The organism is Pseudomonas sp. NPDC087029 (assembly GCF_044745345.1).
Classification (GTDB): domain Bacteria; phylum Pseudomonadota; class Gammaproteobacteria; order Pseudomonadales; family Pseudomonadaceae; genus Aquipseudomonas; species Aquipseudomonas faucium.
The window spans coordinates 530,131-544,517 of record NZ_JBIVAB010000001.1; the positions used below are offsets into that span (position 1 = coordinate 530,131).

General features: G+C 65.6%; 9 protein-coding genes. All 9 read left to right on the forward strand.

The features are described 5' to 3' along the window. Positions 1-125 precede the first annotated feature (125 nt). The gene (locus ACIPG5_RS02460; RefSeq protein WP_371871954.1) at positions 126-845 is read left to right on the forward strand and encodes an efflux RND transporter periplasmic adaptor subunit; all 720 of its coding nucleotides are present in this window, start codon (positions 126-128) and stop codon (positions 843-845) included. Then, positions 842-2,161 (forward strand): efflux RND transporter periplasmic adaptor subunit, encoded by a 1,320-nt coding sequence (locus ACIPG5_RS02465; protein ID WP_401373133.1) that lies wholly within the window; start codon positions 842-844, stop codon positions 2,159-2,161. Before ACIPG5_RS02460 ends, ACIPG5_RS02465 begins: the two co-directional genes overlap by 4 nt. Continuing rightward, on the forward strand, positions 2,158-4,257 hold the full coding sequence (locus ACIPG5_RS02470; protein ID WP_401373135.1) for a site-2 protease family protein: 2,100 nt from the start codon (positions 2,158-2,160) through the stop codon (positions 4,255-4,257). The genes ACIPG5_RS02465 and ACIPG5_RS02470 overlap by 4 nt, the downstream gene beginning before the upstream one ends. A gap of 118 nt (positions 4,258-4,375) precedes the next feature. Continuing rightward, positions 4,376-4,876, forward strand: a complete 501-nt coding sequence (locus ACIPG5_RS02475) for a GNAT family N-acetyltransferase (RefSeq protein WP_176514245.1) — start codon at positions 4,376-4,378, stop codon at positions 4,874-4,876. Then, positions 4,873-5,199, forward strand: coding sequence for a DUF6916 family protein (locus ACIPG5_RS02480; protein ID WP_176514247.1), 327 nt, complete (start codon positions 4,873-4,875; stop codon positions 5,197-5,199). The genes ACIPG5_RS02475 and ACIPG5_RS02480 overlap by 4 nt, the downstream gene beginning before the upstream one ends. A 64-nt stretch (positions 5,200-5,263) precedes the next feature. Then, positions 5,264-5,818: a phage tail protein gene (locus ACIPG5_RS02485; protein ID WP_401373138.1), complete on the forward strand. Its 555-nt coding sequence runs from the start codon at positions 5,264-5,266 to the stop codon at positions 5,816-5,818. Between the two features lie 51 nt (positions 5,819-5,869). Further along, on the forward strand, positions 5,870-6,412 hold the full coding sequence (locus ACIPG5_RS02490; RefSeq protein WP_176514251.1) for a phage tail protein: 543 nt from the start codon (positions 5,870-5,872) through the stop codon (positions 6,410-6,412). A gap of 57 nt (positions 6,413-6,469) precedes the next feature. Continuing rightward, positions 6,470-7,024, forward strand: coding sequence for a phage tail protein (locus ACIPG5_RS02495; RefSeq protein ID WP_401373140.1), 555 nt, complete (start codon positions 6,470-6,472; stop codon positions 7,022-7,024). A 124-nt stretch (positions 7,025-7,148) separates the two neighbouring features. Then, positions 7,149-14,387 (forward strand): DUF4347 domain-containing protein (locus ACIPG5_RS02500; protein ID WP_401373142.1); only part of this gene is annotated, 7,239 nt, incomplete at its 3' end.

Sequence of the window (14,387 nt, forward strand, 5' to 3'; positions counted from 1 at the left end):
TTCCAGCCCCCGTGGGCTACCTTCCGCGCCCCTGAAAACACTGATAGCATCCGGCCACACCTCTACAGGGACGTGGCAAGATGAAGCAGTTCGCGTTGTGCATGGCATTGGCTTTGGCTGCAGGCATGGCGCAAGCCGCTGACGACGGCGACCCGCTGCTGCAGGAGGGCAGTACGGCCACCAGCGGCGACATCCGCGGTGTGCTGCGCGCACGGTCCCAGGCGGTGCTGGCCAGCGAGTTGCCCGGCCGCGTCGTGGAAATCCCCTACGCCGAAGGGCAAGCATTCGCCAAGGGTGATGTGCTGGTGCGCTTCGACTGCAGCGCCTACCAGGCCCAGGCCAATGCCTCGGCCGCGTCGGTGCGGGCGGCGCGCGAAGAGCTGCGTAACAAACAGCAGCTGGCGGCGCTCAATTCCGTGGGGCGCTTCGAAGTGGCCCTGGCCGAGGCGCGCCAGGCGCAGGCCCAGGCCGAAGCGCAGGTGTATCAGGTGCAGGTACAGCGCTGCCAGGTGAAGGCGCCGTATGACGGCCAGGTGGTCGAACGCCGCGTCCAGGCCCACGAAAGCGTGGCCAGCGGTGCGCCGCTGCTGGAAATCGTCGACAACCGCTCCCTGGAAATTCACCTGCTGGTACCTTCGCGCTGGCTGGGCAGGCTCAAGCCCGAGCAGGCCTTCAGCTTCGTGCCCGATGAAACCGGCACGCCGATCGCTGCCGTGGTCAAGCGCCTCGGCGCGCGCATTGACGAAGGCAGCCAGACCCTCCTGTTGATTGCCAGCGTGCCGGCCAGTACCCCCGGGCTGCTGGCCGGCATGAGCGGCACCGCGCACTTTGCGGAGTCGCCATGAACGCCGTGGTGCCAGGTGCCCTGGAGCAACTGCTGGCCCACTACCTCAAGCTCGAACGCCAGGCCCGCGCCGCCACCTCGGTGCAAACCCTGGCGTTCAGCATGGTCAACGATGCCCAGCCGCTGTTCGGCTACCGCCACGCCGCGCTGCTGATCGCCGGCAAGGTGCGGGCGCTCACCGGCATCAGTGCGGTCGAGCCGAATGCGCCATTCGTGGTGTTCATCGAGCGCGCCGCATCGCGCCTGGCGGCCAGTGAGCGTTTCGCCTTGCCCGGGGTGGTCCCGGCGGCCGACCTGGATCAAGCCTGCCGCGACGATTGGCAGGCGCTGTCGGCGCCCCAGGCGTTCTGGCTGCCGCTCAAAGACCGCAAGGGCGAGGTGTTTGGTGGCCTGTGGCTGGCACGGGACATGCCCTGGAACGATGCCGAGCAGGCCTTGCTGGCGCAGCTGGGCGATTGTTATGGCCACGCCTGGCAGGCACTGCAGCCGGGCAAGCCATGGCGGCTGCGTTGGCCGGCCCGCACCCGCTGGGCAATAGCCGCGGCGCTGTTGCTGGTGCTGCTGGTGCCGGTGCGCCAGTCGGTGTTGGCGCCGGCCGAAGTGGTGCCACGCAATGGCCAGGTGGTGAGCGCGCCGCTGGACGGGGTAGTGGCCGAAATACTGGTCAAGCCGAACCAGGCCGTGCAGGCCGGCCAGTTGCTGGCGCGTTTCGATGCCACCACCTTGAAGGCCCAGGCCGACGTGGCCGAACGGACCCTCGGCGTTGCCCAGGCAGAGCTCAAGGCCAACACCCAGCGGGCATTCTCCGATGCCGACTCCAGTGCCCGCCTGGATCTGCTGGCGGCGCGGGTCGAGCAAAAGCGCGCCGAGCGTGATTATGCCCGCGACCTGCTGGCGCGCAGCGAGGTTCGCGCCGAACGCGAAGGCATTGCCGTGTTCGCTGACGCGCAGCGCTTCATCGGCAAGCCGATGCGCACCGGGGAGCGGCTGATGGACATCGCCGACCCGGCCCAGGCCGAACTGCGCATCGAGTTGCCGGTGGCCGATGCCATCGGCCTGGAGCAGGGCGCGCAGGTTGCGCTGTTTCTCGACAGCGACCCCTTGAACCGCCATGGCGCCACGCTCGAGCGCATGGCTTATCAGGCCCAGGCCACACCCACCGGGCAACTGGCCTACCGGCTCGACGCCAGCTTCGAACAGGCGCCGCCGCGCATCGGCCTGCGCGGCACCGCCAAAGTGTTCGGCGCCCGAGCACCGCTTGCGTTGTACCTGCTGCGCAGGCCATTGGCGGCGCTGCGCCAGGCGGTCGGCCTGTGATGCTGCCGGCGCTGCGCCCTGACCTGCAGCTTTCGCCGGGCGCGCCCGGGCTCGACGGTGCGCCGCAATGGACCCTCGCCGACCCCCTGCGCGGGCGCTATTTCAAACTTGGCGCGGCGGCCATGCGCCTGTTGCGCCACTGGGCGCTGGGCGATGCGCAGCAGGTGCTGCAGGCAGCCAATGCCGAACCCGGGGTGCCGGTGACGGGGCAGGCGTTGGATGAGCTGCTGCGTTTTCTGCGCGGCCATGACCTGGTCAGTGCAGTGGATGCCGAGCAACGCGCCAGCTACGCGGCCAAGGCGGCCGCTCAGCGCCAGGGCCTTTGGGCGCAGGTGCTGCACAAGTACCTGTTCTTCCGCATCCCGCTGTGGCGCCCCGATGCATTTCTCAACCGCACCTGGCCCTGGCTGCAGCGCCATGGCCCGGGCCTGCTGCGCTTGGGTTTGCCCAGCGTGCTGCTGCTGGGCTTGTTCCTGGTGATGCGCGACTGGGAGCGCTTTCTTGCCACCTTCCCCCATTTGCTCAGCCTCGGCGGCATGCTGGCGTTCGCGGTGGCCCTGGGCTTTGCCAAGCTCTGCCACGAGTTCGGCCATGCCTACATGGCCAAGCGCGCCGGTTGCCGGGTGCCGAGCATGGGCGTGGCCTTCATGGTGCTGCTGCCCATGCTCTACACCGACGTCAGCGATGCCTGGCGGGTGCAGGACCGGCGCACACGGCTGCTGATCGGCGCCGGCGGCGTGCTGGCCGAGCTGGTGCTGGCGTGCATCGCGCTGCTGGCCTGGTCGCTGCTGCCGGACGGGGCCGGGCGCACGGCGGCTTTCATGCTCGCCAGTGCCACCTGGATCACCACGCTGGCGATCAACGTCAACCCGTTGATGCGTTTCGATGGCTACTTCCTGCTCTGCGACCTGTGGGGCGTCGATAACCTGCAGGGCCGCGGCTTCGCCCTGGGGCGCTGGCACCTGCGCGAGCTGCTGTTCGGCTATGGCGAACCGATGCCCGAGCATTGGTCGCCAACCATGCGCAGGCGCCTGTTGTGCTGGAGCTACGCCTCGTGGGTGTGGCGCGCGGTTCTGTTCTTTGGCATTGCCCTTGCGGTCTATCACCTGTTCTTCAAGGTGCTGGGCATCTTCCTGATGATGGTCGAACTGGTCTGGTTCATCGGCCTGCCGGTGTGGCGCGAATGGCAACACTGGTGGCAGCACCGCAGCAAGGCGCAGCCGCGCAAGGTATGGCTGCTGGGCGCTGGGCTGGCGGGTTTGCTGGCATTGTTGGTGGTGCCCTGGCGCAGTGGCGTGGAAGTGCCGGCGATGCTCGAGGCTGCGCGGGTGAGCGCGCTGCATGCACCGGCTGCGGCGCAGGTGCGCGAAGTGCGGGTGAAAGATGGCGAGCAGGTCGCGCAGAACCAGGTGCTGGTGGTGCTCGAGTCGCCAGACCTGGCCTCTCGGATGAGCATCACCCGCCGCGAGATCGACATCCTGCAACTGCAGCTGCGCCGGCAGGCGGGGCGCAGCGCCACCGCGGCAGACACCGGCATCCTCGAGCAGCGCCTGGCCGAAGCCGTGGCCGAGTACCGCGGCCTGGCTGCCCAGCGCGAGCGCCTGAACCTGCGCGCGCCGCATGCGGGCACGGTGCGCGACCTTGCGCACAACCTTTCACCTGGCCGCTGGGTCGGGGTCGATCTGCCGCTGGCCGAGGTGGCCGAACGAGGCTTGCGCCTGCGTGGCTACCTGGCCGAAGCGGACTTGTGGCGGGTGGCGCCGGGGGCAGCCGGGCACTTCGTGGCGGATGACGTACTGCGAGGTTCGCTGGCCGTGACGCTGGCCGACATCGATACCGCAGGTGCCCCTTATATCGACCAGGAAGCCCTGGTTTCCGAGCACAAAGGCCCGATCGCCGTGCGCCGTGATGACGAGAAGCGGGCGCAGCCACTGGAGGCCCAATACGGCGCGCGCTTCGCCCTCGGAAAAGGCGCCCCCGAGCAGGTTTCGCACCCGTTGCGGGGTGTGGTGGTGCTGGAGGGCGAGGGGATGTCGCTTTTAGGATCTGCCTGGCGACGAATAGCCGCTTTAGGCGTACGGGAAAGTGGATTTTAGTAGTGAGAGTGTCAGACAATTGAACTAGGCTGCTATCAATTTGCCATGCCTCACGCGCTGACGTCCGTCACGCCACAAGTTTGCCCACAGGATGCTGTAAATAGGGAAGTTTGCACCGATGTCGAACTGCGCTGTGACCCTCCGTGCCCTGCAAACGGGCGACATGCCCTTTATCGAGCAACTGTATGCCACCAGCCGTGCGCAGGAGATGGCCCATAGCGGCTGGCCGGCGGAGCAGGTCGCTGCTTTCTTGAGCATGCAGTTCAACGCGCAGCACACCTATTACCAGGCGCATTTCGCCCGCGCCGAGTTTCTCATCATCGAGCACCAAGGCCTGCGTATCGGCCGCCTCTATCGCCACTTCGGCGAAACCTGCGCCCTGTTGATCGACATCGCCCTCATTCCAGCGTTCCAGAAACGCGGCATCGGCTCTGCGTTGCTCGAAGACTTGCAGCGCCAGGCCGATGAACGTGAATTGCCAATCGAACTTTCCGTTGAGCCCTACAACCCGGCGCTGCAGCTGTATCAGCGCTTTGGTTTCAAAGTGATCAACCAGGCCGGGGTGTACCTGCGCATGCGCAGGGAAGCCCCGAATCACCCTCGCAGGATGGCGCAATGAGCGAACCAATCGATTTCCAGATGCCCACTTTCGCACTGCTGGAGCAGGCACCGGCGGACGCCTTCACGCTGCAGGTCTCCCCGCAACAGCAGGTTCAGGTGACCCGCACGGCCATTCGCACAAGTGCGGCAATGAGCGATGAATACGAGTGTTACGCCGTCATTTTCGCATTGCCCGAAGGGTTGCACCTGCCTCAGGCGGTGTTTCGGCTCGGCGGCCCGGGCGGTCAGCACTGGCTGCTGCTGATGACCCCGGTAATGCCTGAGGAAGATGGTCGCCCAGCCCTGGAAGCGGTGATTCACCGCAAGCGCGAAGCTGCCTGAGGCGCTGTTGCAGATCCGCCACCGGCTGAAAGATTCCAACCCCAGCAACAAAGGACGTGTTCGAATGAGTGACGCATACGTTGGTGAAATCAGGATATTCGCTGGCAACTACGCGCCCGTGGGCTGGTTGATGTGCCAGGGGCAAGCGCTGTCGATCTCGCAATACCAGTTGCTGTTCTCGATCATCGGTACCACTTACGGTGGCAACGGCGTCTCCACGTTCCAACTGCCGCATTTCGGTGGTCGTATGCCGGTCGGGCAAGGCCAGGCGCCAGGCGTCGGCAGTTTCTACGCGCTGGGTGAGTTCGGTGGCCAGGAAACGGTCTCGGTACTGGCCAGCAACATGCCGGCGCATACCCACACGCTCGGTGCCACCAGCAAGCCGGGCACGACCAACGTGCCTGGGCCGGACACCTACCTGGCGGCGGTTACCGATTCGGCGGGTTCGCCGGTCAATATCTACGGCGAGGTCAACAACCCTGCCACGCCGCTGAACACAAGCCTGGCCCCCACGACGCTTTCCGCCACCGGCGGTGCGACGCCGATCGCGTTGCGCAATCCCTACCTGGCTCTTTCATTCATCATTTGCGCCGAGGGCTACTACCCACCTCATCAGTGAACTCGACCGACCCGCACATCTTCAACTACGCGCATATAAAGGAAGTGTTCGATGAGTGAGCCCTACGTCGGCGAAATCAAGATGTTCGCCAGCACCTACGCACCCTATGGCTACGCCTTCTGCCAAGGGGACATTTTGCAGGTCAGCCAGAATCCGGCGCTGGCTGCGGTTCTTGGCCGCACGTTCGGCGGCGATGGCCTCGCCACGTTCGGCCTGCCAGACCTGAGAGGGCGCGGCCCGATAGGTCAAGGACAGAGTGGCGCAACCTCCAACTTCGCCTTCGCCAATGCCGGTGGCGCCGAGACCGTCCAACTGTCCAGCAACAGCATGCCCTCGCATAACCACCCGCTAAACGGGTCGTTGTCCGCAGGCGTTACCAACGTGCCTTCGCCGCGCGCGGTGCTGGCGTCCGCCACCGATGCTGCGGGGACGCCGCTGAACTTCTATGGCGACGCCACCACGGCAATGAATGTCAGCATGCAGGGGGAGTCGGTCAGCGTGGTCGGCGGAGTGCAACCCATTTCCTTGCGAAACCCTTACATGCCCATCTCTTTCATCATCGCCCTGACTGGCGAATGGCCTACCAAACCGTGATCCACATTCACGCAAGGCTGAGCCAACCCCCCCATTACGCAAGGAAGGAAGCGTCCGATGAGTGAGCCCTTTATCGCAGAAATCAAGATGTTCGCTGGCAACTTCGCACCCCGGGGCTATGCCCTGTGCCAAGGCCAGCTGATGCTGGTGCGCCAGAACCAGGCGCTGTACGCACTGCTTGGCAACCTCTATGGCGGAACAGCGCCCGACACCTTCGCCTTGCCCCACTTCGGCGGGGTCACACCGATCGGCCAGGGTCAGTCCCCGAACACTGGAGCGATTTATACCGTCGGCAAGGGCGGGGGTGCCGAGGCCGTCACCCTGACCAACAACAACCTGCCGCAGCACACTCACCAGATGGGGGCAACCGACCAGAAAGGGGTAGCCAGCCAGCCAACCAACGTGGCTCATCTGGCTGCAGCCGAGGACAGTGCCGGTACGCCATTGAACATCTACGGGCAACGCAGTAATCCGGCGACGCCCATGGACACTTCGCTGGCGCCCCAGGCGATCGGCAACAGTGGCAGTTCGGTGCCGCTTTCGGTGCGCAACCCGTACCTGGCTGTCAATTTCATCATCGCCGTGTCCGGGATCTACCCAAGCCGCGGCTGACGTGCCGGGCGAGGGGGCCAGGGCCCCCGAATGGCCATGACTGGCGGTGCCCGTGAGGGCGCCGCCCTTTTTAAAGGCCGCTTCGCATGGCCATGTGAAGGGGTTCAATACCAGGAGGTGCTGCATGAAGCTCATCGAACGTTTTTCGCGCAAACCAGCCCCACAGCAGCCCGTGCCCGCACCCGGCGCCGCGCCGCTGTTGATGGCGCTCGAACCGCGGATCATGTTCGATGCGTCGGTGGCCGTGGTTGCCCAGGATGCGGCGGCGCAGACCGGCGCCGATGCGGCCAAGGACAGCGCCCCCAGCCAGGACGCCAGCCAGCCCCCGGCCGCAACCGCCGACGCCACCGGCCAACCCGGTGCCCAGCGCCAGGAAGTGGTGTTCATCGACGGCAATGTCAGCAACCTCGAGCACTTGCTGTCGGGGCTGTCCGGCAAGCCCGAAGTGGTCATCCTCGACCCGAACAAAGACGGCCTGCAACAGATGGCCGACTACCTCAAGGGCCGCGAAGGGCTCGATGCCATCCATCTGCTGTCGCACGGCGCCGATGGCACGGTGCAGATGGGCAATGTCTGGCTCAACAGTGGCAACCTTGCCGAGCACAGCGCCGCGCTGGAGAGCGTCGGCGCTGCACTGAAAGCCGATGGCGACTTGATGCTGTACGGCTGCAAGGTGGGCGAGAACAGCAAGGGCCAGGCTTTGCTCGATGGCCTGGCCGCCATCACCGGTGCCGATGTCGCAGCGTCCACGGACGATACCGGCGCCGCCGCCCTGGGTGGCAACTGGACGCTGGAGCGCGTCAGCGGCTCGATTGAAACCACCCCGCTGGGCGCTGAGCTGGGTGGTTATGAAAACCTGTTGGCCGCCAGCTATACCACAGGCTCAGGCCAGACCCTGCCCGCGAACGCGCTGGCGCGTTATGTGATCGGCGATTTCAACAACGATGGCATCGACGACATCCTGTTCCAGCCTGGCACCAACGGCACGGCCTGGCAGCTCGCGCTGGGCAGCAACAGTGGGGTGTTCACCTATTACGCGGCCAGCGATGCTCAGTACTCACCGTTTTCCAATGTCGGCCTGATCGACGCTGCGGGCAACGGTACCAACTACTACGCCGCCGACTTCGACAATGACGGCGACACCGACCTGCTCGGGGTGGCCGTGAGCGGGGGCTCGGCTTACCTGTACCGCTATGACACCAGTACCGGCAAGTACACCCGCGAAAACGCCAGCGGCTTTACCGATGCGCAGTTAGGCGTGCGCCTGGTGGTCGGCGACTTCAATGGCGACGGCGCCGCCGACATCCTTTACACACCCGGTACGGCCAACGTCTGGCGTTATGCGCAGAACAACGGCAACGGCACTTTCACGACCCTGGATCAGGGGCTCAGCCCTTTTGCCAACGTTAGCCTGATCGCCATTACCACCTACAACTACCGGGTGGTGGATTTCGATGGCGATGGCGACCTCGACGTCTTCGCATTCAGCAACAACAGCACCGGTTTCTTGTACCGCAACGATGCCGGCGTGTTCTCTTCCGCGCCCACCGTAGGCTTACCCTCGGTGCCGCTTGCCGCCAGGGCGGTCATCGGCGACTTCGATGGCGATGGCGATGCCGACATCCTCTACCAGATGGCCGACCTCGGTGCCTGGAAGTACGCCAGCCAGAACGCCGACGGCTCGTTCACTGCAGCGGTCGACCTGATCAACTCGCCATTCGGGGTTGCCAGCCTGCCCAACATGGGCTTTCAGAACGTGAGGGTCGGCGACTTCGACGGTGACGGCGACAAGGATGTAATCGGTAGCGTGGCCGCCAGCAGCGCCATGGTCTATTACCAGAGCGGGGGCTTGCCCAAGCTGGTCAGTGCCACGCCAGCCGACGACAGCTTGAACGTATCAACCTCGGCCAACATCACCTTGACCTTCAGCGAAAGCGTGACCCTTGGCAGCGGCTTCATCTACATCGTGCGGCTGCGTGACGGCGCCGTGGTGCAGAGCATCGCCGCCGGCAGTTCTGCGCTGAGCGGATCCGGCACGACCTGGATCATCGACCCTCCGGCCGACCTGGCCCAGGGCACCGAGTACGCGATCCGCATCGACGGCAAAGCGTTCGTCAATGCCGACGGCAAGGCGTTCGGCGGCATCCTCAACAACTCGGCACTGAATTTCACCACGGTCATCGCCCAGCCACCGGTGATCGGCAACCTCAATGGCGATAGCGTCACCCATATCGAAGGCGCCCCGGTAACGCTGATCGATGCGGGCGGCAATGCCATCGTCAGCGATGCCGACAGCGCCAACTTCAACGGTGGCAACGTCACCGTGCGCATCAGCAGCAACAATGTCGCCAGCGAGGACGTGTTGTGGATCACCCATACCGGCAGCGGCGCCGGGCAGATCGGCATCAGCGGCAACAGCGTCAGCTATGGCGGCGTGCTGATCGGCCTGTTCACCGGCGGTAGCCTGGGCAATCCCTTGGTCATCAGCCTCAACGGCGCCGCGACCCCGGCCGCCGTGAGCGCGTTGCTGCACAACCTGGCCTACCGCAACGCCGGCAACGGCGACATCAGCACCGTTACGCGCACGGTGCAGGTCACCGTCAATGACGGGACAGGCAGCACCAGCAACGTGGCTTCGGTGACGTTGAACGTCAGCGCAGTCAACGATGCCCCTGTCGTGAACACCATCGGCACTTCCCCGACCTACACCGAAGACGGCGCTGCCGTGCAGCTGTTCAGCGGCACATCGATCAGTACCGTCGAGGCCGGGCAGACCATCGTCGGGATGGTCTTCACGGTCAGCAACCTCGGCAACGGCGCCGCCGAGAAGCTGGTCATCGATGGCTCCGATGTGAGCCTGGTCGGTAACAACAGCGTGTTCACCAGTGGCAATGGCATGACGGTCACCGTCACCGTCAGCGGCAGTACCGCCACCGTCACCCTGACCCATACCGGGCTTGCCGCGGCCACGGCGCAGAGCATCGTCAACAGCATCGCCTATCGCAACGACAGCCAGGGGCCGTCCGGTTCGGCGCGGGTGGTAACGCTGGAAAGCGTGCGCGACAGCGGCGGCACTACCAACGGCGGCCTCGATACGCGCTTGGTCAACGTGTCCAGCACCGTGTCGCTGGTCGCGGTCAACGATGCGCCGACGCTCAGTGGCGGCCCCTTCGTGATGGCCAGCACCAACGAAGATACGGTCACCGGCGGCAACCTGGTGAGCGCCATCCTCGGCAGCGTCGGCTACAGCGACGTGGACCCGGGTGCCCTGGCCGGTATCGCGATCACCGCCACCAGCGGCCGCGGCATCTGGCAGTATTCCACCGATGGCATCAGCTGGAGCAACTTCGGCTCGGTTTCGTCGAGCAGCGCACTGTTGCTGACCGCCAGCACCCAGGTGCGCTACATCCCCGACGGCGCCAACGGCGAGAACGTCGGCTTCACCTTCCGCGCCTGGGACCGTACCACCGGCACGGCCTCGATGACCGGCAGCCGCGGCCTGGCCGATAGCACCAGCAATGGCGGCAGCACGGCGTTCTCCTCGGGTACCGCCCAGGCCACCCTGGTGGTGTCCTCGGTCAACGATGCACCCTTGCTGAACCCGCAATCGCCGGCCCTGACGGGCCTGATCGATACCGCCACCAACAACGCGGGTGACCCGGTCAGTGCCCTGGTCGGTGGCGTCACCGATGTCGATAGCGGCGCGCTGAAAGGGGTCGCCATCACCGGCCTGACCACCACCCATGGCGTGTGGCAATTCAGTACCGACAGCGGTACCACGTGGCTCGACATCGGCGTGGTATCGGACAGCGCCGCATTGATCCTGCGTTCATCCGATCGGGTGCGCTTCGTCCCGGACGGCTTCCATGGCGAAACCGCCACCCTCACCTACAAGGCCTGGGACCAGAGCAACGGCACCGCCGGCCTGCAGGGCGTCAAGCTCGACACCAGCACCTCGGGCGGCACTTCGGCCTTTTCCACCTCGACCGACACCGCCAGCGTGGTGGTCACCGCGGTCAACGAGGCGCCGACGCTCGCTGGCAGCGGCGGCAGCGTGGCCTGGACGGAAGGCAACAACACCACCTCGGTGCCCGTGGTCATCGACAATGGCATCACCATCACCGACCCGGATGGCCCAGGCATCGCCTCGGCCACCGTGCGCATCTCGGCCAATTACAGCACCGGCCAAGACTACCTGGCGCTGGTCAACAACCCGGCGACCATGGGCAATATCAGTGCCTCCTGGGATGCCGCCAGCGGCACCCTGACGCTGACCTCCGCCGGCAACCAGGCGACCCTGGCGCAGTTCCAGGCGGCCTTGCGGGCGGTCACTTTCAGCAATCTGTCGGACGCCCCAGCTACCCAGACGCGCACCGTGGAGTTCAAGGTCAATGACGGCGGCCTGGACTCTTCCGCGGTCACCCGCAGCATCACCCTCACCGCCGTGGATGACGCGCCGGTGATCAGTGCGCCGACGACAATCCTGGTGGTGGAAGATACCGCTTCGGTGATCAACCAGATCAGTGTCAGTGATGCTGATTCCGCCAGCGGCACGGTGACCCTGAGCGTCCTGTCGGGCAGCCTGGGTGCCACCAGCGGCGCCGGTGTGACAGTGGGCGGTAACACCATGACACTGACCTTGACCGGCACGCTTTCAGCCATCAACGCCTTCATCGCCAGCAACCGGGTGACCTATATCGCGGCGGCCAATGCCAACGGTGACGTCACCCTGACCATCACGGCCAATACTGGCAGCATCAGCAATGACAGCAGGGCCATGACCCTCACGATCATCCCGGTGAACGACACGCCCGTGGTCACTGTGCCGGGGAGCATTACCGTGACCGAGGACGTGCCCGGCGCCATCACCGGTGTCAGCTTCAGCGACGTCGACGCCGGCAGTGGCAGCGTGACCGCGACCTTCTCGGTGCCCAGCGGCACCCTGAGCGCGGTGGGTGGACAGGGCGTGGTGGTCGGCGGCGACGGCACCGACCGCCTGACGCTCACCGGCACCCTGGCCGATATCAACGCCTTCATCGCTGGCAACAACCTGAGCTACCGGACCGCACTGAACGCTACCAACAGCGTGACCCTGACGGTGACCATCAACGACAACGGCAACACCGGTGGCAGCCCGCTGACCGACACCAAGACCGTGACCATCAGCGTCAATGCGGTCAACGATGCGCCGGTCAACAGCGTGCCGAGTGCCCAGACTGTCGCGCAGAACGGTTCTGTGGCGTTCAACGATGGCAATGGCAACGCCATTTCCATCAGCGATGTGGATGCCGGCAGCAGCCTGATGACCGTGACCCTGAGCACGGTGAACGGCACCATGAACCTGGCCAATACCAGCGGCGTGACCCTGTTGATCGGCACTGGCCTCAACAACGCCGTCATTCGCATCCAGGGCTCACAGGCCAACCTCAACGCCGCGCTGCAGAGCCTGGTTTTCACGCCTACCAGCGGGTATCAGGGCCCCGCCCAGCTGATCATCCAGACCAACGACCAGGGCAATACCGGCAGCGGTGGGGCGTGGAACACCGTCGGCACCATCATGATCAATGTGGTGCCGGTGAACCCCAAAGTGACCGATGTTTCCGCCCAGGGCCTGGACCGCACCGTGAAGATCGGTGACGAGGTGCTGGTGAACGTTGTATTCGACCAGGCGGTGTTCGTCGACGCCAGTGGCGGCACGCCGAGCCTGCTGCTGGAAACCGGCCTGGTCGACCGCAACGCGGTCTACCTGAGCGGTTCGGGCAGCAATACCCTGGTGTTCAAGTATACCGTGCAGGCCGGTGACCTCAGCGCCGACCTGGACTTCCAGAGCACGGCGGCCTTGCAGCTCAACGGCGGGGCACTGGCCAATGCCACCCACGACCTGGCGATCCTGACGCTGCCGACCGTGGGTGGCGCGGACTCGCTGGGCGGGCGCAGCAATATCGTGGTCGATGGCGTGGTGCCGGTGGTGGCCAGCGTCAGCGCGCCGGCAGACGGCACTTACATCCCCGGCCAGAACCTCGACTTCACCGTCAACTTCAGTGAGCGCGTGGTGGTCGACAGCAGCGGCGGCGTGCCGCGCATCGCCGTCACCCTGGACACCGGCGGCACGGTGTACGCCCAGTACGTGTCCGGCTCCGGCAGCAGCGCGCTGGTGTTCCGCCTGACGGCGGCCAGCGGCCAGCTGGACAGCAACGGCGTCACCCTGGGCGGCTCGGTGCAGCTCAACGGCGGCAGCATCCGCGATGCGGCCGGCAATGACACCCAAGTCACCCTCAACAGTGTTGCCAGCACTGCCAACGTCAATATCGACGGCGTGGTGCCAGCGGTGGTCAGCGTGGCCACCCCGAGCGATGGCAGCTACAAGGCGGGCGACGTCCTGACCTTCACCGTCAATGCCAGCGAAGCCCTGCAGACCGGCGCGCTGGCGCCGCGCCTGGTGCTCAACGTGGGTGGCGCGACCCGCTATGCCACGTATGTCTCCGGCAATGGCAGCGCGGCGCTGGTGTTCCAGTACACCGTGCAGGCCGGCGACAACGACGCCGACGGCATCGCGGTCAGCAGCCTGGACCTGCGCGGTGAGCAGCTCACCGACCTGGCCGGCAACGACATGAACCTGGCCCTCAACGGCATGGGCAGCACCGCGGGCATCCTGGTCGACACCACAGTGCCGGCCGCCAGCAGTATCGTGCGTGTCGACGCCTCGCCGAGCAACAGCGGCTCGGTCAGCTTCACGGTGACCTTCAGCGAGGACGTCAGCGGCGTCGATGCCAGTGATTTCAGCCTGGTATTGAGTGGCAGCGCCACAGGCAGCATCAGCAGCGTCACCGCCGTGGACGGCCATACCTACACGGTGCTGGTGAGTGGGCTGAGCGGTGTTGGCAGCCTGCGCCTGGACCTGAACAGCAGTGGCACCGGCATCGCCGATGCGGCGGGCAACCTGCTTGCCGGTGGCCTGGCCGGGGCCAGCTACAGCATCGACCGGGTAGCGCCGAGCGTCACCCACGTCGATGTGCCGGCCAACGGCAGCTACGTGGCCGGGCAAAATCTCGATTTCACCGTGCACTTCGACGAAGCGGTGCAATTGGACACCAGCGGCGGCACCCCGCGCCTGGAAGTCACCCTGGACAATGGCGCCAAGGCCTATGCCAGCTACCTGTCTGGCGCCGGCAGTAATGCCCTGGTATTCCGCCTGACCGTCACCAGTGGGCAGATGGACAGCGATGGCATCAGCGTCGGCAGCAACCTGCAGCTTAACGGCGCCACTTTGCGCGACGCGGTCGGCAACTCGGGCAACCTGGCCCTCAATGGCGTCGGCAGCACCAGTGGCGTATTGATCGACGCCGTAGTGCCGCTGGTTGGT

Coding starts and splice junctions, on each gene's coding strand:
- ACIPG5_RS02475 (WP_176514245.1), top strand. CDS start 4,376: ATGTCGAACTGCGCTGTGACCCTCCGTGCCCTGCAAACGGGCGACATG.
- ACIPG5_RS02480 (WP_176514247.1), top strand. CDS start 4,873: ATGAGCGAACCAATCGATTTCCAGATGCCCACTTTCGCACTGCTGGAG.
- ACIPG5_RS02465 (WP_401373133.1), top strand. CDS start 842: ATGAACGCCGTGGTGCCAGGTGCCCTGGAGCAACTGCTGGCCCACTAC.
- ACIPG5_RS02485 (WP_401373138.1), top strand. CDS start 5,264: ATGAGTGACGCATACGTTGGTGAAATCAGGATATTCGCTGGCAACTAC.
- ACIPG5_RS02460 (WP_371871954.1), top strand. CDS start 126: ATGGCGCAAGCCGCTGACGACGGCGACCCGCTGCTGCAGGAGGGCAGT.
- ACIPG5_RS02495 (WP_401373140.1), top strand. CDS start 6,470: ATGAGTGAGCCCTTTATCGCAGAAATCAAGATGTTCGCTGGCAACTTC.
- ACIPG5_RS02490 (WP_176514251.1), top strand. CDS start 5,870: ATGAGTGAGCCCTACGTCGGCGAAATCAAGATGTTCGCCAGCACCTAC.